19 protein-coding genes are annotated in these 21,560 nt (G+C 68.6%); 14 read left to right on the top strand and 5 right to left on the bottom strand.

Translation table 11 applies throughout. The features are described from left to right. Nucleotides 1–71: 71 nt before the first annotated feature. Nucleotides 72–938 carry a hypothetical protein gene (locus MST3598_RS10345; protein ID WP_029258178.1) on the top strand — a complete coding sequence of 289 codons (867 nt, stop codon included), beginning with the start codon at nucleotides 72–74 and terminating at the stop codon, nucleotides 936–938. A gap of 2 nt (nucleotides 939–940) precedes the next feature. Here the strand turns inward: MST3598_RS10345 and MST3598_RS10340 are convergent, their stop codons facing one another. Beyond that, nucleotides 941–1,171: a hypothetical protein gene (locus MST3598_RS10340; RefSeq protein WP_029258179.1), complete on the bottom strand. Its 231-nt coding sequence runs from the start codon at nucleotides 1,169–1,171 to the stop codon at nucleotides 941–943. A gap of 21 nt (nucleotides 1,172–1,192) precedes the next feature. Then, a complete protein-coding gene (locus MST3598_RS10335) occupies nucleotides 1,193–2,608 on the bottom strand; it encodes an RNB domain-containing ribonuclease (protein WP_029258180.1) in 1,416 nt (471 codons plus the stop codon). 79 nt (nucleotides 2,609–2,687) lie between these two features. Between MST3598_RS10335 and MST3598_RS10330 the strand changes: the two genes are divergently transcribed. Both MST3598_RS10330 and MST3598_RS10325 read left to right on the top strand, forming a co-directional pair. Beyond that, nucleotides 2,688–3,458: an isocitrate lyase/PEP mutase family protein gene (locus MST3598_RS10330; protein WP_021199397.1), complete on the top strand. Its 771-nt coding sequence runs from the start codon at nucleotides 2,688–2,690 to the stop codon at nucleotides 3,456–3,458. Between the two features lie 42 nt (nucleotides 3,459–3,500). After that, nucleotides 3,501–5,261 (top strand): proline--tRNA ligase, encoded by a 1,761-nt coding sequence (locus MST3598_RS10325; protein WP_029258181.1) that lies wholly within the window; start codon nucleotides 3,501–3,503, stop codon nucleotides 5,259–5,261. 17 nt (nucleotides 5,262–5,278) lie between these two features. Here the strand turns inward: MST3598_RS10325 and MST3598_RS10320 are convergent, their stop codons facing one another. Further along, nucleotides 5,279–5,782, bottom strand: coding sequence for a pyridoxamine 5'-phosphate oxidase family protein (locus tag MST3598_RS10320; RefSeq protein ID WP_029258182.1), 504 nt, complete (start codon nucleotides 5,780–5,782; stop codon nucleotides 5,279–5,281). A gap of 141 nt (nucleotides 5,783–5,923) precedes the next feature. On the opposite strand from MST3598_RS10320, the gene MST3598_RS10315 reads away from it, so the two are divergent. Beyond that, nucleotides 5,924–6,964 carry a TIGR00730 family Rossman fold protein gene (locus tag MST3598_RS10315; RefSeq protein ID WP_021199400.1) on the top strand — a complete coding sequence of 347 codons (1,041 nt, stop codon included), beginning with the start codon at nucleotides 5,924–5,926 and terminating at the stop codon, nucleotides 6,962–6,964. On the opposite strand, the gene MST3598_RS10310 is transcribed toward MST3598_RS10315, so the two are convergent. Next, entirely contained in the window at nucleotides 6,933–8,288 is a 1,356-nt protein-coding gene (locus MST3598_RS10310; RefSeq protein WP_029258183.1) for a flavin monoamine oxidase family protein, read from the bottom strand. The genes MST3598_RS10315 and MST3598_RS10310 overlap by 32 nt on opposite strands. 130 nt (nucleotides 8,289–8,418) lie before the next feature. On the opposite strand from MST3598_RS10310, the gene nusA reads away from it, so the two are divergent. From nusA to MST3598_RS10285, 5 genes are all read left to right on the top strand, one after another. Then, nucleotides 8,419–9,402 carry a transcription termination factor NusA gene (gene nusA, locus MST3598_RS10305; protein WP_021199402.1) on the top strand — a complete coding sequence of 328 codons (984 nt, stop codon included), beginning with the start codon at nucleotides 8,419–8,421 and terminating at the stop codon, nucleotides 9,400–9,402. 62 nt (nucleotides 9,403–9,464) lie between these two features. After that, complete coding sequence (locus MST3598_RS10300) at nucleotides 9,465–9,719, top strand: YlxR family protein (protein WP_081860063.1); 255 nt, start codon at nucleotides 9,465–9,467, stop codon at nucleotides 9,717–9,719. 94 nt (nucleotides 9,720–9,813) lie between these two features. Further along, a complete protein-coding gene (gene infB, locus MST3598_RS10295) occupies nucleotides 9,814–12,555 on the top strand; it encodes a translation initiation factor IF-2 (protein ID WP_096359559.1) in 2,742 nt (913 codons plus the stop codon). Nucleotides 12,556–12,649: 94 nt separating this feature from the next. Further along, entirely contained in the window at nucleotides 12,650–13,075 is a 426-nt protein-coding gene (gene rbfA / locus MST3598_RS10290; RefSeq protein ID WP_029258981.1) for a 30S ribosome-binding factor RbfA, read from the top strand. A gap of 162 nt (nucleotides 13,076–13,237) precedes the next feature. Then, complete coding sequence (locus MST3598_RS10285; protein WP_096359557.1) at nucleotides 13,238–15,316, top strand: response regulator transcription factor; 2,079 nt, start codon at nucleotides 13,238–13,240, stop codon at nucleotides 15,314–15,316. Nucleotides 15,317–15,355: 39 nt separating this feature from the next. On the opposite strand, the gene MST3598_RS10280 is transcribed toward MST3598_RS10285, so the two are convergent. Further along, complete coding sequence (locus MST3598_RS10280) at nucleotides 15,356–16,222, bottom strand: A/G-specific adenine glycosylase (RefSeq protein WP_029258983.1); 867 nt, start codon at nucleotides 16,220–16,222, stop codon at nucleotides 15,356–15,358. A gap of 127 nt (nucleotides 16,223–16,349) precedes the next feature. Here MST3598_RS10280 and truB point away from each other — a divergent pair, with 127 nt between their 5' ends. The 5 genes from truB (at nucleotide 16,350) to MST3598_RS10255 (ending at nucleotide 21,424) form a co-directional block, all read left to right on the top strand. Continuing rightward, nucleotides 16,350–17,243: a tRNA pseudouridine(55) synthase TruB gene (gene truB / locus MST3598_RS10275; protein ID WP_029258984.1), complete on the top strand. Its 894-nt coding sequence runs from the start codon at nucleotides 16,350–16,352 to the stop codon at nucleotides 17,241–17,243. Next, nucleotides 17,240–17,608 (top strand): hypothetical protein, encoded by a 369-nt coding sequence (locus tag MST3598_RS10270; RefSeq protein WP_029258985.1) that lies wholly within the window; start codon nucleotides 17,240–17,242, stop codon nucleotides 17,606–17,608. The genes truB and MST3598_RS10270 overlap by 4 nt, the downstream gene beginning before the upstream one ends. A gap of 57 nt (nucleotides 17,609–17,665) precedes the next feature. Then, nucleotides 17,666–18,103: a hypothetical protein gene (locus MST3598_RS10265; RefSeq protein WP_231494435.1), complete on the top strand. Its 438-nt coding sequence runs from the start codon at nucleotides 17,666–17,668 to the stop codon at nucleotides 18,101–18,103. Then, the gene (locus MST3598_RS10260) at nucleotides 18,100–19,050 is read left to right on the top strand and encodes a bifunctional riboflavin kinase/FAD synthetase (protein ID WP_021199412.1); all 951 of its coding nucleotides are present in this window, start codon (nucleotides 18,100–18,102) and stop codon (nucleotides 19,048–19,050) included. The genes MST3598_RS10265 and MST3598_RS10260 overlap by 4 nt, the downstream gene beginning before the upstream one ends. Before the next feature lie 229 nt (nucleotides 19,051–19,279). Further along, a complete protein-coding gene (locus tag MST3598_RS10255) occupies nucleotides 19,280–21,424 on the top strand; it encodes a DEAD/DEAH box helicase (protein ID WP_021199413.1) in 2,145 nt (714 codons plus the stop codon). Nucleotides 21,425–21,560: the final 136 nt, after the last annotated feature.

Raw genomic sequence — 21,560 nt, 5'->3', positions numbered from 1 at the left:
TCCGCCCCGCTCTCACGACGGCCCGACGGCCGCGAACACCGTCGAGATCACCGACGAATCCGAGGAGAACCATGTCGACGCCCACCACTGTGACCTTCTCGGACGGGACCATCGCCGGAGACGGCATCGTCACACGTGTGGAGAGCTTCGCCGATGGAGCGGTCGTCGTCGTCGACGCGACGCCCTTCCATCCGGTCGACCACACCTGGCCGGATCAGCCGGGCGACAGCGGAACCATCACGGCCGCCGGCGTCACGGTCACGGTGACCGAGGCTCTCATGGCCGCGATCTCTGACGAGGGCGAGTTCGCCGTGGGCCGCGCGATCCCGGTCAAGCGCGGTGCGGAGGGCTGGACGTGGCTGGTCGGGCATCGCATCGAGGGTGCCGTGCCGGCATCACTCGTTGAGGGAGCACCGGTGGCGCTCGCGGTCGACGGTGCCCGTCGCGCGGGACTCAGCCGCGGCCACACGGCATGTCATGTCGCTTCACTGGCGCTTGATCTGGCCCTCGTCGATCTCTGGCGGAAGGACCCGGGGGAGGACGCTCTCGGGAACCCCGACTTCGAGGGTCGCGCCAACCAGTCCAGTCGTATCCATGAGGACGGGGCCGTCGACGAATACCGGCTCGGCAAGAGTCTGCGCAGGGCAGGCTTCGACACCGAGACGTTCGCTGCGACCCTCGCCGACCGCGAGGCGCAGGTGAACAACCGACTGGCCGCTTGGATCGCCTCGGGCGCTTCCAGCAGCATCGAGACCGAGGGGCCGACGATCGTCGACCGGCGTCGCTGGCACTGCTCCCTCCCAGAGGGCGAAGCCGTGATCCTCTGCGGGGGAACCCACGCCGACTCCCTCGCCGCGTTCGGATCGATCACCGTGTCGCTCGATCTCAGCGATCCCCAGCTCCTCGTCATGACGACCACGGCTGTCCCCGCCCCCTGACCTCAGCGCACGAACCCGGCCTGCAGCCGTCCGCCCGCTCGATCGAGCTCCTCCTCGACGCGGTCCGCGAAGGCCGCGAAGTCTCCGGTGAGCAGCGGCGCACTCAGCCGCTCGGTGCGCTCCTCGCTCAGAGCGCGCAATCGACGGGGGAGCCACTTCCCGGTGGCGATCCAGCGGCGGTCGCCTAGCAGCATCAGCTCCGCGATCCGCTCGAACAGCACGTCGGCGACCACGCGTCGCCGATGAGCAGAAGGTCAGATCGCGAACTCGACCTCGCCCTTCGCGATGTCCGCACGCACGATGCGGAGTCGCACGACATCACCCGGCTCCGCACCCGGCGGCAGCGGTGCGGTCGCTGTCACGGCGGGGTCGGCGATCTGCACGGCCGCGCGTTCACCGCGCAGCTCGATCACGGTCGCCTCGATCGTCGTGCCGACCACGGGCGTGAGCAGCGCGGCCTCGACACTGTTGATCGTCGCCGCGTTGAGGCGCGATGCACGCTGGCCGGATTCCTGCATGAGGGCGGGGAGTTCGCCGAGCGATGCGCGAGCCCATTCGGGGGCGGGCTCGCCGTTCGCTTCGGCGAGGCAGATCGCCAGTGCCCACCGGTCTACGAGTCGGCGCAGGGGAGCGGTCGCGTGGGCATAGGGCGCAGCGATGGCGGCCTGCACGGCGGAGCCCGGCGCTTCGCCGTCGAACACCAGGTATCCGGCTCCGCGGAACAGCGACGACGCGGCCTCCAGCACGGGGAGGGTCATCGGGTCGGCGCGGTCGAGCCCGCGAAGGTAGTCGCCGTATGCTCCGGCCGTCCACGGGCGCCCGAGGGCCTCGGTCTGATGCCGGAAGGTCTCGAAAGCGGCCGTATCCGGCTCCGGCATCGTCCGGAGGATGCCGACTCCGGCGTCGAGCATGAGGGAAGCTGCGGCCATCCCTGTCATGAGCGAGAGCTGGGCGTTCCACTCCTCCACGGGAAGTGGGCGGCGACGTTCGATCGCATAGGTGCCGTCTTCTGCACGCACGACCTCTTCGTCGGGCAGATTCAGGCTCGCTCCTCCTCTCAGGCGCTCCTGCTCCATGCGCAAGGCTCCGATCTCCGGGAGCAGTGCCGCCGGGCCGTCCTCGCCGCGGTCGATCACCAGCTGCGTCGTCGCGTAGTCGAGCTGTGCGCGCGAACGGATCAGCGCGCGTTCCAGGCGGAAGTCGGAGACGACACCGCTGGAGTCGAGGGCGAAGGTCCACACCAGCGCCGGTCGGTCGACGTCGGCGAGCAGCGAGGCTCGATCCTCGCTCAGCACGCGTGGATGCAGCGGGATCGAACCATCCGCGGCATACAGTGTCTGTCCGCGACGCCGTGCCTCGGCATCCACCGTTCCGCCCGGTGCGACGAACCCCGGGACGTCGGCGATCGCGTAGCGAACGGTGTATCCGGTCCCCGCGCGCTCGAGGTGGAAGGCCTGATCGAGGTCGCGAGACCCTTCAGGGTCCAGCGTTGCGAAGGGGACGTCGCGAAGGTCGATCTGTGGCACGGGGGCGGTGGATGCCTCGGCCTCGGCGATGACCTCGTCGGGGAAGTCGAGGGGAGCATCGACAGATTCCCGCAGCCCGGCGAGTGCCGAGGCCAGCTCGGTCTGCGCAGCGGACGGGGCGACGTGTGATCGGCGCTGGGGCATGGCTCCACCCTAGGCGTGGCGATCAGGCGGAGCGGAATGAACCGGCCCCGTGGACGTCATCCCGCGTTAGCGTGGAGTCATGACCACTGCAGCCAAGGCCCAGACCCTTGTCGGACTCTATGACGCACCGGAGATCCTTCGCGTCGTGAATGTGTGGGACGTCGTCTCCGCGCGGGCGGTCGCCGCCCTCCCCGAGACCCAGGCGATCGCCACCGCCGGACACGGCATCGCGGCGTCGTTCGGCTATGACGACGGCGCCACGCCGCGCGAGATCATGATCGACATGGTGGGTCGCATCGCGGCCGCCGTCCATGTGCCCGTGACCGCCGATCTCGACGACGGATACGGCGACGCGGGGGAGACCACCCGCCTCGCCATCGGGGCAGGCGTCGTCGGCGCGAACGTCGAGGACCGACTCAAGCCGCTCGACGAGTCCGTCGCCTCCGTCGAGGCGATCGTGAAGGCGGCGGAGGCCGAGGGCGTCCCGTTCGCCCTCAATGCGCGCACGGACGCCTTCGTCCGCGCCGGCGGTCGGCCCGTGCAGGAGAGCATCGCCGATGCCATCCAGCGTGGGCGGGCTTACCTCGACGCCGGAGCGACCGCGGTGTTCGTGCCCGGCATCCTCGACATGAACGTCACGCGTCAGCTCGTCGAGGGCATCGGCGAGCGCAAGATCAGCGTCATCGGGATTCCGGGTGCCCTCGCGGCCTCGGAGTACGAGAAGCTCGGTGTCGCGCGCATCTCCTACGGTCCGCTCCCGCAGCGGGTCGCGCTGACGGCGCTGCAGGAGCTGGCGGCCGACCTGTACGCCGGCGGCGTCGTACCCGCGAACCTTCCGGCGCTCAACTGACGTCGTCGAAGACGAGTGACCACGGCTCACTAGACTTGCTCCGTGGTCACTCGTCTTTCGAACTTCTTCCTCCGCACGCTCCGTGAAGACCCTGCAGGCGCAGAGGTCGCCAGCCACCGGCTGCTGATCCGGGCCGGGTACATCCGCCCGCAGGCCGCCGGCATCTTCGCGTGGCTGCCACTGGGTCTCCGCGTCAAGTCGAAGATCGAGACCGTCGTCCGCGAGGAGATGGCCGCCGCAGGCGCACAGGAGGTGCACTTCCCGGCGCTCATGCCCCGTGAGTCCTATGAGGCCACCGGCCGCTGGGACGAGTACGGCGACCTGCTCTTCCGTCTGCAGGATCGCAAGGGCGGCGACTATCTGCTCGCGCCCACCCACGAAGAGGCCTTCACTCTGCTCGTGAAGGACCTGTACTCCTCGTACAAGGATTTGCCGCTCACGATCTACCAGATCCAGGACAAGTACCGCGACGAGGCGCGCCCGCGGGCGGGCCTGCTCCGTGGACGCGAGTTCACGATGAAGGACGCGTACTCGTTCGACTCTTCCGATGAGGGGCTGGACGCCAGCTACCAGGCGCAGCGCGACGCGTACGAGCGCATCTTCCAGCGTCTCGGTCTCGAGTACGTCATCGTCCAGGCCGATGCGGGGGCGATGGGCGGATCCCGCAGCGAGGAGTTCCTGCACCCGACTCCGGTCGGCGAAGACACCTTCGTCCGCAGCGCCGGCGGCTATGCAGCGAACGTCGAGGCGTTCACCACCGCGGTGCCCGAGGCGATCGCGTACGACGCCGACGAGTCCCCGGTGATCTTCGACTCTCCCGACACACCGACCATCGAGACGCTGGTCGCGCATGTCAACCGAGAGCTCGAGGGCGAGTACACCGCAGGCGACACGCTCAAGAACGTCGTGCTCGCGCTGACCCACCTCGACGGCACCCGCGAACTCGTGATCGTCGGCATCCCCGGCGACCGTGAGGTCGACGAGAAGCGCGCCGAGGTCGCCTTCGCGCCTGCCGAGGTCGAGACCGCCACAGCGGACGACTTCGAGAACAACCCGCTGCTCGTGAAGGGCTACATCGGCCCCTGGTCACCCACCGGTGCGGTGCTCGGCGAGGAGTCGGCCACGGGCATCCGGTATCTTGTCGACCCGCGCGTCAGCGAGGGCACCAGCTGGATCACCGGCGCGAACATCGACGAGAAGCACGCGCACTCCGTCGTGGCCGGGCGCGACTTCGCCGCGGACGGCATCGTCGAGATCGCGAACGTGCGCGCCGGGGACCCGGCTCCCGACGGCTCGGGCCCGGTGGAGCTCGCGCGCGGCATGGAGATCGGACACGTCTTCCAGCTGGGCCGGAAGTACGCCGAGGCTCTGGGGCTGAAGGTGCTGAACGAGAACGGCAAGCTCGTCACCGTCACGATGGGCTCGTACGGCATCGGCGTGACCCGTATCCTCGCGATCATCGCCGAGCTCAACAATGACGACAAGGGCCTCATCTGGCCGGCGTCGGTCGCACCGTTCGACGTGCAGGTCGTCGCGGCAGGTCGTGATCAGGTCGCATTCGAGGTGGCGGAAGGTATCTCCGCGCAGCTCGAGGCCGCCGGCCTCGATGTGCTGTACGACGACCGCCCCAAAGTGTCGCCCGGTGTGAAGTTCGGCGATGCCGAGCTCGTCGGAGTGCCGAAGATCGTCATCGTCGGCCGCGGGGCCACCGACGGCCAGGTCGAGCTGTGGGATCGCGCCACGGGGGACCGTGACGCGATCTCCGTCGACGAGGTCGTCGAGCGCCTCACCGTCGCACGCTGAGATCCACGGCCGCGTCGTCAGCAGACGATGCGGCCGTGGTTCATGATGTCGTCGTCCGGCGTATCGCGGGTGACGAGGGACTTGAGCGCTCCGGCAGCGAGGGCGAGTTTTCCCTTCGACGGCTCCCAGAACTCCGTGACCTTCGGAGTCACCTTGAGGAGAGCGATGCCCGGGGTGTCGAGGCCGTCGGCGAACCAGATCTCCAGCGACGCCGAGTAGAGCTCTTCCATCTTCGCGCGGTCGTGCACGACCTCTGCCGTTCCCGCGACGGACACGTAGCGCATCCCCTTCGCATCGCAGTAGGCGAGGCCGACATCGCGGTGCTTGCGCGCCTCATCGACCTTCTCGGTGTCTTCGGCCGTGAAGAACCAGATGTCGCCGGCGTCGTCCATCTGCCGGGTCGACATCGGCCGACTCACGAGGTTGCCGTCGTCGTCGGTGGTGGTGAGCATCGTGATGTCGATGTCCTCCACGAGCTCGACGACGCGGGCGAGGGCTTCGGGTCCTGTGATCTCGGTCATGACGTCAGCGTGCCGCCTGCGGGCGTCGTGGTCACGGGCATTGACACCGTGGCGGTGTCGTGACAGGGAGGCGACGGCGTCTCGCGGCGACACCCCGGCGTTGCGGCCCGTCGTCGCACTGCCGCATGACACCCTGGTGACATGATCGACGCACCCCTCCCCGAAGCCCTCAGCTCCGAGATCAACGCCGTCCTCGACGATGCGGGAGTGCATACCGACCGCAGGCTCGTGATGCGGATGCTGCGCACCGCGATCCTGCTCGGCGAAGACGGCGCCGATCGGCTCGACCTGAAGATCGCCTCGGCGGCGTTGGCCGAGATGCGTGACGCGTTCCGCCTGTTCGCGCCGTTCCGGGGAGTCCCCAAGGTGACGGTGTTCGGGTCGGCCCGAACCCGGCAGGACGATCCGCTCTACCTCACCGCCCGCGACGTCGCCGCCGCACTGGCCGGCGACGGCTGGATGGTCGTCACGGGAGCCGGCCCCGGCATCATGCAGGCGGCTTCCGAGGGCGCGGGCCCCGCGCTCTCCCTGGGGGTCTCCATCCGCCTGCCCTTCGAGGAGAAGCCCAACGGCTTCGTCGCGGGCCAGGACCACGTGGTCGCGATGAAGTACTTCTTCACCCGCAAGCTCATGCTCATCAAGGAATCGCTCGGATTCATCTGCCTCCCTGGCGGCTTCGGCACGCTCGACGAGATGTTCGAGCTGCTCACGCTGCAGCAGACGGGGAAGGCGGAGCCGACGCCCATCGTGCTCCTCGACGAGCCGGGCGGCACCTTCTGGCAGGGGCTGCGGAGCTTCATCGACGACCACCTCGCCCCGACCGGCGTCATCTCGGAGGGCGACTTCGACCGCGTCGTCATCACCGATTCGGTCGACGCGGCCCGGGCGGAGATCACCGGGTTCTGGCACAACTACGACTCGCTGCGATGGGTCGGCGACGCGCTGGTGCTGCGTCTGCGGGCCGAGCCGACGGATGCCGAGATCGAGACGCTCAACGAGCAGTTCGCCTCGATGCTCTCGTCGGGACGGATCGAGCGGACGACGCCGCGGCCGCCGGAGGTGGCCGACGACGACAACCTCGACCTGCCGCGTCTGATCCTGCACCTGGATCAGCGCCAGGTGGGCAACCTGTTCCGGCTGATCGGTGCGATCAACGCACTTCCGTCTGCTCCCGCGCGGTGATGTGGGCGGCGAAGTCCGCGAGGTCGACCGGACGATCGAGGATGCGCTCCGCGGCCCTGTGCCCGGAGTAGAACGCCGCGCCGACCGTCGCCGGCTCGTCACCCCAGGTGGCCTCGCCGGCGAAATGCAGAACGCCGTCGACGGGTCCCGCCAGCGCGTCATGATCGTGATGCGTCGAGCCCAGCGCGAGGTGCGAGTAGGAGCCGTTCGAGAACTCGTCCTCACCCCAGCGGGTGACCCAGTGAGCGAGTGGCTCGCCGACGGCGTCCCCGTAGAGGAGACGCAGCGCGCTGACCGCGTCGGCGACGATCTCGTCGTCCGGACGGTTCTGCATCCGGCGGCCGAACGGCCCGGCGGCAAAGGTCAGCAGGGTGGGGATGCCGCTGACGGCGGAGACGTCGTACCAGGAATGCCAGTGCTCGCCCGCCTCGCCGAGCGCGCGGATCACATAGCTCTCCTCGTTCCAGAACCGCTCGGGGAATTGGACGAACACCTTGTTGAAGACGCCCATCCCCAGCCGTGAGACGGGACCGGCGACCGCATCCGGCAAAGCCGGTTCGAAGGTGATCGTCCCGGCTTTGAGCACGCCGAGCGGCACGGTGACGATCGCCCGGTCTGCGCGGTACTCGGTGCCGCCCGCGTGCACGACGACTCCGTCCGCCGAGCGGCTCACCCGGGTCACGACGGTCTTCAGCCGCACGTCGAGGCCGGCCCCGATGCGCCGCGGCAGCTCGTCGTACCCGCGAGGGAAGATCACCTCGTCTCCGTCGATCGCATCCTCGTCGAGACCGTGCGCGTCGAGGTCGCCGATCCACGCGCCGCACTGCTCCTCGACCCGATGGCGGAAGAACTCGCGGACGTCGTCGATGCGCTCGGGCGACAGCCCCGACCGGTCGAGAGCGCGTTCGGTGACATCGAGATAGGTGTCGCCGGACGAGGACGCGGCGATCTCCTCGACGAGAAGACGGTCGGCGAGTTCGACGTCGGCGACCCATCGCGAGGTGGCTGCCTCGTCCATGGCACGACCCGTGCCGTCGAAGTTCTCGATCGGTCGACCACCCACCTGGAAGCTGCCCACCGTGTACTCGATCGCCGGGATCCTGAGCGCGTGGACGAGGTTCCACAGCGGCGAGTCCTCGATGCCGTGGATCCACGATGCACCGAGATCGACGGAGAATCCGGCACTTCGGTCGGTGTGCATCCGGCCCCCGATGCGGTCACGTCCTTCGAGGACGACGACACTCCGGCCCGCGTCGGCGAGCATGCGGGCGCTCGTGAGCCCCGACATCCCCGCGCCGATCACGATCGTGTCGAATGTGCTCACGTGCTCCTCCTCGAGCGGCTCCGGATCCCGACATCGCCGCCGCCGTGCGAGGGCCGGTGGGCACAGGGTATCGTGGTACGGATGTCGCGCGTGCGAACAGGCGCGACGAGAGCTGAATAGAGAGGCCGTCATGGACATCGAACTGAGTCTGCTGCGAGGGATCGAGAAGGAGAAGGCGATCCCCTTCGATGAGCTCGTCGCGATCATCGAACAGGCGATCCTGACCGCGTACTCCAAGCACGTCTCCGCCGACGGCGTCACTCCCGAGGGCGTCCGCGTGGATCTCGACCGCAAGACCGGCCACGTCGCCGTGCTGCAGGTCGTCAAGGACGAAGAGGGCGCGATCATCGGCGAGGAAGACGCCACGCCGGACGACTTCGGGCGTATCGCGGCGTTCGCGGCCAAGCAGGTGATCAGCCAGCGTCTGCGCGACATCGCGGACGACGTCGTGCTCGGTGACTTCAAGGACAAAGAGGGCGACATCGTCGCCGGTGTGATCCAGCAGGGCCCGAACCCCCGCATGATCCACGTCGATCTCGGAGCCGTCGAGGCGATCCTGCCGCCGGAGGAGCAGGTTCCCGGCGAGGAGTACACGCACGGCTCGCGTCTGCGCGTGTATGTCACCAGTGTCGCCAAGGGTCTCAAGGGGCCGCAGATCACGGTCTCGCGCACGCACCCCGGCCTGGTCCGCAAGCTCTTCGCCCTCGAAGTGCCCGAGATCGCTGCCGGTCTGGTCGAGATCGTCGCCCTGGCCCGCGAGGCCGGTCACCGCACGAAGATCGCGGTGAAGGCGAACGACCCGTCGATCAACGCCAAGGGTGCCTGCATCGGCGAGCTCGGGCGTCGCGTGCGCGCCGTGACCGAGGAACTCGCGGGCGAGAAGATCGACATCGTCGACTACGACGCCGATCTGCCGACCTTCGTGGCGCACGCGCTCTCACCGGCCAAGGTGACGAGCTCTTTCGTGCTCGACGCCAGCACCAAGGCCGTCCGTGCCCTGGTGCCCGATTACCAGCTGTCGCTGGCGATCGGTAAGGAAGGTCAGAACGCTCGTCTGGCCGCCAAGCTCACCGGCGCGAAGATCGACATCCAGCCGGACAGCGTCCTCGACTGACACGGCTTCGGCCTTCCGCCGCGCCCGGGAGCGGGCGAGGTGGGGTGAAACGCAGGTGTAAGATGGAACCCGTACGAACGTGCGTCGGTTGTCGCATGCGTGCTCCCCGCTCCACCCTTCTCCGGGTGGTGGCCCAGAACGACACCCTCATCCCCGATGAGCGTGCTGTCCTGCCGGGGCGTGGCGCGTGGGTGCATCCGACAGCTGAATGCATGGCGGCCGCTCTGCGGCGGCGAGCTTTCGGACGAGCACTGCGTGTGACCACTCAGCTGGACACACGGACCTTCGAACAGCACCCACCAAGAAACAAAGGCTGAACAGCTATGGAAACAAAGTGAACGGCTCGAAATGAGACCCGTCCGCGACTAGTGGTCTGCCCTGTCTGGGTGGACCGACTCAGACAGGAGAATTGTGGCTGGTAAACCACGCGTACACGAGATCGCCGCCGAACTCGGCGTCGACAGCAAGATCGCACTTGCGAAGCTCAAGGAACTCGGCGAGTTCGTGAAGAGCCCGTCCTCGACCATCGAACCGCCCGTTGCGCGCAAGCTGCGCGCGGCGATCGAGGCCGATGGCTCGCTCAAGGGCTCCGCTGACGCCGCTCCCGCGGCGAAGCCCGCGGCTGCGAAGCCTGCAGCTGCGAAGCCCGGTGCCAAGCCGGCACCGACCCCGGGCCCCAAGCCCGGTCCGAAGCCTGCCCCGGAAGCTCCGGCCCCCGCACCCGCTGCGCCGGCTCCCGCCCCTGCCCCCGCGGCAGAGGCTCCCGCCGCATCCGATGCGGCGAAGCCGGCCGAGAGCGGCGCGCCGACTCCCGGTGCTCCGCGTCCGGGTAACAACCCCTTCTCGTCGGCGCAGGGCATGGGCCAGCGTCCGGCCGGTCCGCGTCCGGGTAACAACCCGTTCGCGTCGGCTCAGGGCATGGGCCAGCGTCCGACGCCGGGCAACATCCCGCGTCCGCAGGCTCCGCGTCCCGGCGCACCCCGTCCGGGTGCCCCTCGTCCCGGCTCGCCTCGTCCCGGTGCACCGCGCGGTGGCCAGGGCGGTCGTCCCGGTGCTCCGTTCCAGCAGCGTCCCGGCGGCCCCGGTCGTCCCGGCGGTGCCGGCGGACCCGGCGGTGCCGGCGGTCCTGGAGCACGCCCCGGCGGCGGCGGTTTCGCCGGTCGTCCCGGTGGCGGTGGCGGTCGCGGCCGTGGTCCCGGCGGTGGTACCGCAGGTGCCTTCGGCAAGGGCGGCGGCAAGAGCAAGCAGCGCAAGTCGCGGCGGGCGAAGCGGCAAGAGTTCGAGATGCGGAGTGCTCCGGTCGTCGGTGGCGTCAACGTCACCCGCGGCAACGGAGAGATCATCCGCATGCGCCGCGGTGCATCGATCGCGGACTTCGCCGACAAGATCGAGACGCTGACCGGCTACACGGTCCAGCCCGGAACCCTCGTCACCATCCTCTTCAACCTGGGTGAGATGGCCACGGCCACCGAGTCCCTCGATGAGGCGACGTTCGAGGTCCTGGGTGCTGAGCTCGGCTACAAGATCCAGATGGTCTCGCCCGAGGACGAGGACAAGGAGCTCCTCGAGGGCTTCGGTCTCGACCTGGAGGCCGAGCTGGAGGCCGAGAGCGAAGACGACCTCGAGATCCGTCCGCCGGTGGTCACCGTCATGGGTCACGTCGACCACGGTAAGACGCGACTGCTCGACGCGATCCGTCAGACCAATGTGATCGAGGGTGAAGCCGGTGGCATCACCCAGCACATCGGTGCCTACCAGGTGTGGACCGAGCACGAGGGCATCGAGCGCGCCATCACGTTCATCGACACCCCGGGTCACGAGGCGTTCACCGCCATGCGTGCTCGTGGTGCGCAGGTCACCGACCTCGCGATCCTCGTGGTCGCGGCCGACGACGGCATCATGCCGCAGACGGTCGAGGCGCTGAACCACGCCCAGGCGGCGAACGTGCCGATCGTGGTCGCGGTGAACAAGGTCGACAAGCCCGACGCCAACCCTTCGAAGGTGCGTCAGCAGCTGACCGAGTACGGGCTGGTCGCCGAGGAGTTCGGTGGAGACGTCATGTTCGTCGACGTCTCGGCTCGTGCGGGCACCGGCATCCAGGAACTCCTGGACGCCGTGCTGCTCACCGCCGACGCCGGTCTCGACCTGACCGCCAACCCGAACAAGGCCGCTCGTGGTGTCGCCATCGAGGCGAAGCTCGACAAGGGCCGCGGTTCGGTCGCAACGGTGCTCATCCAGTCCGGAACGCTCCGGATCGGTGATGCGATCGTCGCGGGCACGGCGTACGGCCGTGTGCGTGCGATGGCGGACGAGAACGGCGAGCAGGTCCTCGAGGCCTTCCCGTCGCGTCCGGTGCAGGTGCAGGGTCTGAACTCCGTGCCGCGTGCCGGCGACGTCTTCATCGTCACCGAGGAAGACCGCATGGCCCGCCAGATCGCTGAGAAGCGTGAAGCGGTCGAGCGCAACGCCCAGCTGGCCAAGGCCCGCAAGCGCATCTCGCTCGAGGACTTCACCCGTGCGCTCGAAGAGGGCAAGGTCGAGTCGCTCAACCTCATCATCAAGGGTGACGTCTCCGGTGCCGTCGAGGCACTCGAGGAGTCGCTCCTCAAGATCGAGGTCGACGACTCGGTGCAGCTGCGCATCATCCACCGCGGTGTGGGTGCCATCACCGAGTCCGACGTGAACCTGGCGACGATCGACAACGCGATCATCGTGGGCTTCAACGTCCGTCCCGACACGAAGGCGCGTGAGCGTGCCGCCCGTGAAGGTGTGGACATCCGTTTCTACTCCGTCATCTACAACGCGATCGACGAGATCGAGAGCTCGCTCAAGGGCATGCTCAAGCCGGAGTATGAAGAGATCCAGTCGGGTGTCGCCGAGATCCGCGAGGTGTTCCGCTCCTCGAAGTTCGGCAACATCGCCGGTGTCATCGTGCGGTCGGGAACGATCACGCGAAACGCCAAGGCTCGCGTCATCCGCGACGGCGTCGTGCTGGCCGATGGTCTCGCCATCGAGTCGCTGCGTCGCTTCAAGGACGATGTCACCGAGGTCCGCACGGACTACGAGGCCGGTATCGGCCTCGGCAAGTACAACGACATCCAGATCGGCGATGAGATCGAGACGACCGAGCTCGTCGAGAAGCCTCGCGGCTGATCACTTCGAAACACCTTCGGGCGTCTCCCTCTCCTGCTCCTTCCGAGCACGGAGACGGGGGACGCCCTGAGGGTTCCTGGACAGGGAGAGAACAATGGCAGGCGAAAGACAGGCCCGTCTCGCGGATCGGATCCGCGTGATCCTCGCCGAACGGCTGGAGAAGGGGCTGCGCGACCCGCGCCTCGGCTTCGTCACCATCACGGATGTCCGTGTGAGCGGAGACCTTCAGCATGCATCCGTGTTCTACACGGTGCTGGGGACCGAGGAGGAGCGCGTCTCCAGTGGTGCGGCGCTCACGTCGGCGACAGGAATGCTGCGTAGCGAGGTCGGACGCCAGCTGAGCACCCGGCTCGTTCCGACGCTCGAGTTCATCCCCGACGCGCTCCCGGAGAACGCCGACCACATCGGTGCGCTGCTCCGTGAGGCGCAGCAGCGTGATGCCGACGTCGCCAAGCTCGCCTCGTCGGCATCCCATGCCGGTGACGCGGACCCCTACCGTACGGACGACGACGCGGAGTGAGCGCCGTTTGATACGCTCGGCTTCGCGGGACCGGCTCCCGCGAAGCTGAGGGGGATCGGCATCGAGGGTACGGGCACGTCTGGGGGGCCGTTCATCGCGCCCGCCGCCGTCGGTCTCCTCCTGGAAGAACTGCTCGCGCAGGATCTCGGCTGTGCTCCACATGTGCTCGCCCGGTTGGCCGGCGATCTGGATGCCGACGCTGCCACGATCCGCGCTGTCGTCGAGCGGTTGACTCCGCACCAACGCCATGGGCTCCGACCGTTGCCGTCGCCGTTGCCCCTGGTCGCGGCGATCTCACGCAGGTTCGAGGGACTGCTGCTCGACGAGCGGGATCGTCAGCTCCTCCTCGCGCTCGCGGTCTGCTTGGACGATTCGTTGGGTCCGCTCCTGGAGTTCGACGGACGCACGGCGACCGAGATCGCCGCTGCCGCCGTCGGCGATCACTTGACCCTGCACGCCGGCCGCGTGCGTTTCGTCGACGCCCGACTCTCGATCTGGGTGCGGGCGACGACCTGCACTGCCGGGACCGCGCTGGTCCATGAGCGTCTGAGCGCGGTCTTCCTCGATCGTGGTGACCCGATGAGCGCGGACTGGCACCGGGCTCGGGCATCTCTCGAGGGCGACCCGTCGACCGCACGGGAGCTCACCCTCATCGCGCGGCAGCTGAGCGAAGCCGGACATCCGGAGCGTGCACTGATGCTGGCGCGTGAGGCGGCAGAACATGCAGTGGGCGAGGATCAGGACGAGGCGCGGCTCGTGGCCGGGGCGTCGGCGGTCGGTGCCGGGTTCGCGGTGGAGGCCGCCGCCTGGTTGGGGATGCTGTATCCGCACAGCGGTGAACGACACAGGTGGGCGGGGCTCGGGGCTCTGATCGTGGCGCAGACCTTCGTGCAGGGGGCTGTTCCCGGGATCGATCCGACCACCGTGCGGCCGGGATCCGCCGACGAGAGCGATTGGCGTCATTGGACCAGAGCAGCCGCTCTCGCCGCCATCCTCTGCGCCGAGCGAGGAGACCGGCGGGGGATGCGCCTGTGGCTCGATGCCCTCCGGGACGGTGCCGTGCGGATCGGTGCCGAGCAGGAACTGAGGGATCCGGTCGTCGCGCTGGGGTGGCTCGTGGCCGGAGATCGCGATGCCGGCATGGTGACGGAGTCGAGCTCGGTGAGCGGGGGGATGCTCCGAACTCTGCGCGCCGCGGTCGAGGGAGACATCGATCTGGGGCTGCGTCTGCTCGTCGTCGATGAATCGACGCCGTCCGGCGGTCCTGATCCTTTCGTGCCGGGCTACGAGCACAGCCCGGTCGTCCATGCGTATCGGTCGGTCGTCGAGGTCCTCCTGCTCGCGTGGCGAGGTGACATCGGTGTCGCGCGGGACAGGCTGATCCAGGCGGCGCTCACCCTTCCCATCGCGCTGCCTCTCGCTGGGCTCGGAGTCGTCCTCGCCCGACGCCTCGATCTGGCGGTGCACGGCGAACTCGGCCCGTTCGCCCGGTCGCTCACGCTCGCCCTTCCGCCTGGCGCGAAGATGGATCTGCTCGTGGACCGCGGCATCCGGTCATTCCTCACCGGCTCCTTCGACGATGCCGCGGCCACGGTCCGGCTCTGGTCCGATCTCGGCGCCCCGCAGACGACGATGACCGTGCCGGGTCTGGACGAGCTGGCCTCGCCTTCTCCCGGAGTCCCGTTGGCGGCCGCGTCTCTCGAGCCTCCGGAGATCGCGCTGGCGCAGCAGCTGCGGACACGCATCGCGACGGCGGCGGACGGGCGATGGCGTGCGGACGGCGACGAGGTCGCGGAGATCGCGCGAACGTTGCGTTCGCCGTTCGAGCGGGCGCGCGTGGAGATGATGCTCGGAAGCCGGCATGCGATCCGCGACGATCACTCTGCCGCGAGGATCCATCTGCAGTATGCCGAACGACTGTTCGAGCTCTCCGGCGCGACGGCATGGGCGAAGTCGGTGCGCCGGAGGCTGGACCGACTCGAGGCGAGGGAGGGGAGCATCGTCCCGGCGGTCGGGCCGCTCTCGGCATGCCGCGCCGCCTGGTCGCTCCGGCTCACCGCCCGGGAGCTGGAAGTGGCGATGCGCGCGGTCCGAGGTGCAGCGAACCGCGAGATCGGCGAGGAGCTGAACGTCTCGGTCCGCACGGTCGAAGTCCACCTCGGCCGGATCTTCGCCAAGCTCGACGTGCGGAGCCGGGTCGAACTGACGGTACTTGCACATCGCACGGATCAACACGTCTGATTCGTCGTCGTCCGTGAACCGCCGTCGCGCGGGGCGCCGTCAGCGGGGCAGGAACAGGGTGGCCCCGTCGGCTTCGGCGAGTCCGTCGGCGATCAGCGAGTCGATCGCCCTGTCGCGCTGGCCGGTGTCGGGCCACTCCGGGAGTACGGCATCGAGCGGGACGGCATCGGGATCCTGGTTCCGCAGCAGACGCAGCACCGCGCCACGGGCCTGTCGATCGGATCCTTCGTACGTGGCCTGGCGTCGGCGTTCGTCGCCCGTGTCGGGCCGGCCGGCCGCCAGCCAGGCGCAGTTGCCGGCCAGGGGGCACAGCTCACATCGTGGTGCCCGTGACGTGCACACCGTGGCCCCGAGCTCCATCGCCGCCGCGTTGAAGACAGCGGCCTCGTCGACGTCATCCGGAAGCAGTGAGGCCATCAGATCGAGGTCACGGCGCGATGCGGGTGCCGGCTGCGCGCGGCCCTCGACAGCTCGGGCCAGAACCCGCCGGGTGTTCGTGTCCACCACGGGGTGTCGGTCGCCGTAGGCGAAGACCGCGACGGCGCGGGCGGTGTAGTCGCCGATGCCGGAGAGCGCCAGCAGCGCGTCCACGTCACGCGGAACGACTCCGCCATGACGATCCGTGATCTCGACGGCAGCGCGGTGCAGCCAGAGCGCGCGTCGGGGATATCCCAGGTTCGCCCATTGCTGCACGACCTCCGCCGTCGACGCCATCGCCATCGTGGCAGGGGTCGGCCACCGATCCAGCCATGCCTCGAGATGCGGAATGACCCTCGTCACCGGGGTCTGCTGCAGCATGAATTCGCTCACGAGAACGCCCCAGGCGCCGAATTCATCATGGAACTCGGATCGGCGCCACGGAAGGTCGCGTGCGGTCGCCCGATACCACGTCGGCAATGGCGACATCAGCTCGAGCGGGGCCGGCGGGAGAGGCACCCCTCCACTCTAAGCGAGCCCATGCACAGCGCGGACGGAGAGCGAGCAGGGCGACCGGGCGGCAGGTCGCCGGTCGCGCTCTCGGTAGGCTGGGGGGATGGTCTCGCCCGGCATCCTTCTCGTCGACAAGCCCGCAGGGCTGACCAGCCACGACGTCGTCGCCCGCACGCGACGAGCGTTCGGCACCCGCAAGGTGGGGCACGCCGGAACGCTCGACCCGATGGCGACCGGTCTGCTGGTCATCGGCATCGAGGGAGCGACCAGGCTCCTCACCTACATCGTCGGCGCGGACAAGACCTATGCGGCGACCATCCGTCTCGGGCAGACGACCAGCACGGACGATGCGGAGGGGGGGATCCTCACGACGGCGGCTCCCGAGGCATGGGAGTCCGTCAGCGATGAAGCGGTGTCCGCCGGAATCGCGAGGCTCACGGGCGAGATCTCCCAGGTCCCCAGCGCTGTCTCCGCCATCAAGGTGGACGGTCGCCGCGCGTACGAGCGTGTGCGTGCCGGTGAAGAGGTCGTGCTCGCAGCGCGCGACGTGGTCGTCTCGCGGTTCGATCTGCTCGGCCGTCGCGAGGGTGACGGGTACATCGATCTCGACGTCGTGGTCGACTGTTCATCCGGAACGTACATCCGTTCGCTCGCCCGCGACCTCGGCTCCGCTCTCGGCGTCGGCGGTCACCTCACCGCGCTGCGACGTACTCGTGTCGGGCCGTTCGATGTGACGGATGCCGTCGGCATCGAAGCGCTCGAGGGTGCACCGACCCTGACCCCCGGTGAGGCTGCAGGACGCCTTCTCCCGGTCCTTGCGATGTCGGTCGATGACGCGCGGGACCTCCGCCACGGCAAGCGTCTCGCAGGGCAGGCCGTCCGTCTCGAGAGCCGACTCGGCGCAGCGATCGACGAGGACGGGGTTCTGATCGGGATCGTCGAGAGGCGCGGCGCAGACCTCAAGAGCGCCATGAACATGCCGGAGGGCGACCGATGATCCTGTGGTTCACGATCGTGCAGATCGTCGTCGCGGTCGCCGCGGGCGTGTTCTGTCTCGTCGCGGGGCTGATCGGCAGGCGACCGAGTGACTTCAGCGTCGGTGCTCTGGCCCTCGTCGAGGCGCTGCTCATCGTTCAGGTGATCGTCGCCATCATCGCGCCCTTCTCAGGAAACCCGCCGACCGGAGACCTGCTCGAATTCTGGGTCTACCTGGTCTCCGCCGTGCTCCTGCCCGTCGGCGCGGTGCTGTGGGCGCTCATGGAACGCAGCCGCTGGAGCACCGTGATCCTGGGCGTCGCCGCACTCGCGATCGCGATCATGCTCTGGCGGATGCAGGTCATCTGGGCCGTCCAGCTCGCGTGAGGCGAGAGGCCTGCGCGGAGACCGGCCGTCTTCCGCGGCTCTAGGATGGAATGCGCTATGAGCTCCACCGCCCCCTCCTCTCGGATGACCGGAATCGGTCGTGTCCTCGTGATCGTCTACGCCGTCATGGCGCTGGCCGCCACGGGACGCAGCTTCGTGCAGATCGTCCGTCGGTTCGACGAGGCGCCGCTCGCGTACTCGCTCTCCGCACTCGCCGCGCTCGTGTACATCCTGGCCACGCTCGCCCTCGTCCTGGCTCGTCGTCGCGGCTGGTACACCGTCGCCTGGATCGCGATCGTCTTCGAGCTCACCGGCGTGCTCGTCGTCGGGTTGCTGAGCATTCTGCTGCCCGAGCTGTTCCAGCATGAGACCGTGTGGTCGCTGTTCGGGCGGGGCTACCTGTTCATCCCGCTGGTCCTCCCGATCTTCGGCATCTGGTGGCTGCGCACGCATCGCCCCGCCGAAGTCTCGCGCCCTGTCGAGGTCGACGCGTGATCATCTTCCGAAGCCCGGATGAGGTGCCGGACGACTTCGGCCCGAGCGCGGTCGCCATCGGCAAGTTCGATGGGGTCCACGCCGGCCACCGCGCTGTGATCGCGCGCCTCGAGGAGGCGGCTGCTGCCACCGAGAGCCGATCGGTCGCGGTCACGTTCGATCGCAACCCTTTGGCCGTCATCCGCCCGGATCGCTGCCCCGAGAACGTCGTCACGGTCGACCGCAAGCTCGAGCTCCTCGGTGAGCTCGGGCTCGACGCGACGCTGGTGCTCACGTTCGACGAGGAACTCGCGGCCCGCAGCGCGGAGGATTTCGTCGTCGACATCCTCGTGGGAGCCCTCCAGGTGTCGACGGTGCTGGTCGGGCAGGACTTCCGGTTCGGGAACAGGGGAGCGGGGACGCCGGAGCTGCTGCGCGAACTCGGACCCCGCTACGGCTTCTCGGTCGAGGTCGTCGATGACGTCTACCTTCCGGGTTCTTCGCGGCGCGTGTCGTCGAGCTGGATCCGCGAACTGTTGATGGAGGGCGATGTCGCGACAGCCGCGACCGTTCTCGGGCGGTACCCGGATGTGCGCGGCGAGGTCGTGCACGGGCTCAAGCGCGGGCGGGAGCTGGGCTTCCCCACCGCGAATCTCTCGACCATCGTCGATGCCTTCGTTCCGGCGGACGGCGTCTATGCCGGGTGGCTCGTCGACCACGACACCGGCATCCGGCACCCTTCGGCCATCTCGGTCGGGACCAACCCCACGTTCGACGATGTCCTCGTGCGCCAGGTCGAGGCCCACGTGCTGGGCGAGACCGGCCTCGACCTCTACGGGCACGACGTCACGGTCGAGTTCGTCGACAGACTGCGGGGCATGGTGGCCTTCGAGGGCATCGACAAGCTGATGGAGCAGATGGGTGCCGACGTGAACGATGCCGCACGGGCCCTCGGACTGACGTCGTAGCGCGCGACCCGTTCGGCGGTTCGAATGGGCGGCTCGGCGTGGGCGATCGCGTCCACGCGGGCACGATGACATAGAATGGACATCGGCTCCCGCCGAACTTCGCGAATCTCGCGATCCCCGACGGGAAGAAGATCCACTGTTCGTACGGTCCTGGCTCACGCCACACGCGGACAACGAGAACGGCCCATGGCTTCCTGGGGAAGCCGGAGCCTTCACGCTCAGGAGGAGCATGCCGACTACGGCAACCGCCGCCACGCGGCGCAAGAAGACGTCCCGTCGTGACGACGAGGCACCCCTCATCCCGATCCTCGCGCGCAAGGTGCGCGAGATCGAGGCCAAGTCGCAGCGAGGGAAGCTCGGCCCCACGAATCGGGTGAAGTTCCAGGTGATCGCCTTCCTGGTGCGCGAAGAGCGCGCGCGTGTGAAGGCGGATGCCGAGATCGGTGATCCTGCTCGCGCCGAGCTGTTGAAGCGGCTCGACGGCGTCGCCACGATCCTCGCGAAGACGGCTGCGCGCGACACCTCGCTCATCCAGCTGCTGGAGGCCGACCAGGCGACATCGCCGGTGGCGAAGCGCATGCGCCGCGACTGGCTGCTCGAATCCGGCGCCGACCTCGCCCCGGAAGAGCTCATCATCGCCGACGCGGCACCGGTGCAGATCTCCACGATCCCGGCGGCGATCGCCGAGCGCCAGGTCACCCCGCCGTCCGTCGAAGCTCGACAACTGGCCAATCCCTTCCTCGCTCCCGACCTGACGCCCCGTTCGAGCGCCACGCCGCGACGCCGCCTCGACGGCTGGGAACTCATGGGGCCGCTGTACAAGGCCTTCGAGACCGGAGCCGGCGGATCCGCCGCGTCCATGGATCTGCCTCCGGCGCCGGAGTTCGACCACATCTCGCCCAAGGGCCTCGAGGTCATGGTGCACCAGTCCCGGTTCCTCGAAGCCGTGAAGGCGGGGCACCGCAGCTTCCTCCTCGCCGATGAGCCAGGACTCGGCAAGACCGCGCAATCAGTGCTTGCCGCTTCCGTGGCGGGCGCGTACCCGCTGCTCGTCGTCGTCCCCAACGTCGTGAAGATGAACTGGGCGCGCGAGGTCGAGCGCTGGACTCCACAGCGTCGTGCCACGGTGATCCAGGGTGACGGCGACGACATCGATGCGTTCGCCGACGTGTTCATCGTGAACTACGAGATCCTCGATCGGCACATGTCCTGGCTCGCCTCGATCGGGCTGCGCGGCATGGTCGTCGACGAGGCGCACTTCATCAAGAATCTCTCCTCGCAGCGTTCCCAGAACGTGCTGTCGTTGGCCGCCCAGGTGCGCGAGCGCACTCCCGGGCACGACCCCCTGATGCTCGCCCTCACGGGTACGCCGCTGATCAACGACGTGGAGGACTTCGACGCGATCTGGCGCTTCCTCGGCTGGACCACCGGTGAGAAGCCGGGGCCCGAGCTCATGGAAAAGCTCGATGCGACCGGATTCACCCCGGCGGACAAGGCCTTCTACCCTGAGGCGCGCGATGCGGTCATCTCGATGGGCATCGTGCGTCGCAAGAAGAAGGACGTCGCCGCCGACCTGCCCGACAAGCTGATCGCCGACCTGCCGGTGCAGCTCGACGATGAGTTCGGACGCAGCATCCGACAGGCCGAGCGCGAGCTGGGGGAGCGGCTCGCCGCTCGCTACCGGCGCATCATCGAGGCCCGCGGCGACCGTGGACTCGCACCCGGAGAGATCGACGACGACATCGTGCGGCTGGTCGCCCAGAACGAGCTCGAGGAGTCGAAAGCCGCCGGCACCGGGGGAGACAATGTCTTCACCATGGTCCGGCGCATCGGTCAGGCCAAGGCGCCACTGGCTGCCGACTACGCCGCTCAGCTGCAGCGTTCGGTCGGCAAGGTCGTGTTCTTCGCGAAGCACATCGACGTCATGGACCAGGCCGAGGCGCACTTCGCCGCCGCCGGCATCCGTTCGGTCTCGATCCGAGGGGACCAGACGTCCACGACCCGCCAGCAGGCGATCGACGACTTCAACGGCGACCCCGAGGTCGGCATCGCCGTCTGCTCTCTCACCGCTGCCGGCGTGGGACTCAACCTGCAGGCGGCGTCGAACGTCGTCCTCGCCGAGCTGTCGTGGACGGCAGCCGAGCAGACGCAGGCGATCGACCGCGTGCACCGCATCGGGCAGGACGAGCCGGTGACGGCGTGGCGGATCATCGCCGCGCACACCATCGACACCAAGATCGCCGAGCTGATCGACCAGAAGCAGGGACTCGCGGCACGCGCCCTCGACGGGGAAGCGGTCGAGGAGTCGGCCGGGGAGCCGGTGCAGCTGGCGGCGCTCATGCACCTGCTGCGACAGGCGCTGGGCGGAGCGTAAGCCTCAAGATCGGCTGTTCTTAACGCGGGATCTGGTGCGAAAGCCGGCGTCGGCGGGAAGTTCATCGATATCGGCGAATCGCATTGTCAAGATCGGCGTTTTTCGTCGAGCCCGAATGGCGCCCGGGCACGCAGGG

It is taken from the genome of Microbacterium sp. TPU 3598 (genome assembly GCF_002356155.1).
GTDB lineage: Bacteria > Actinomycetota > Actinomycetes > Actinomycetales > Microbacteriaceae > Microbacterium > Microbacterium maritypicum_A.
The sequence above is the reverse complement of the archived record's forward strand: the minus strand, read 5'-3'. Positions and strand labels throughout refer to the sequence as shown.

Coding starts and splice junctions, on each gene's coding strand:
- nusA (WP_021199402.1), top strand. CDS start 8,419: ATGGACATCGAACTGAGTCTGCTGCGAGGGATCGAGAAGGAGAAGGCG.
- MST3598_RS10280 (WP_029258983.1), bottom strand. CDS start 16,222: ATGTCGCCATTGCCGACGTGGTATCGGGCGACCGCACGCGACCTTCCG.
- MST3598_RS10255 (WP_021199413.1), top strand. CDS start 19,280: ATGCCGACTACGGCAACCGCCGCCACGCGGCGCAAGAAGACGTCCCGT.
- MST3598_RS10335 (WP_029258180.1), bottom strand. CDS start 2,608: ATGCCCCAGCGCCGATCACACGTCGCCCCGTCCGCTGCGCAGACCGAG.
- rbfA (WP_029258981.1), top strand. CDS start 12,650: ATGGCAGGCGAAAGACAGGCCCGTCTCGCGGATCGGATCCGCGTGATC.
- MST3598_RS10330 (WP_021199397.1), top strand. CDS start 2,688: ATGACCACTGCAGCCAAGGCCCAGACCCTTGTCGGACTCTATGACGCA.
- MST3598_RS10320 (WP_029258182.1), bottom strand. CDS start 5,782: ATGACCGAGATCACAGGACCCGAAGCCCTCGCCCGCGTCGTCGAGCTC.
- MST3598_RS10315 (WP_021199400.1), top strand. CDS start 5,924: ATGATCGACGCACCCCTCCCCGAAGCCCTCAGCTCCGAGATCAACGCC.
- truB (WP_029258984.1), top strand. CDS start 16,350: ATGGTCTCGCCCGGCATCCTTCTCGTCGACAAGCCCGCAGGGCTGACC.
- MST3598_RS10300 (WP_081860063.1), top strand. CDS start 9,465: ATGGAACCCGTACGAACGTGCGTCGGTTGTCGCATGCGTGCTCCCCGC.
- MST3598_RS10345 (WP_029258178.1), top strand. CDS start 72: ATGTCGACGCCCACCACTGTGACCTTCTCGGACGGGACCATCGCCGGA.
- MST3598_RS10265 (WP_231494435.1), top strand. CDS start 17,666: ATGAGCTCCACCGCCCCCTCCTCTCGGATGACCGGAATCGGTCGTGTC.
- MST3598_RS10270 (WP_029258985.1), top strand. CDS start 17,240: ATGATCCTGTGGTTCACGATCGTGCAGATCGTCGTCGCGGTCGCCGCG.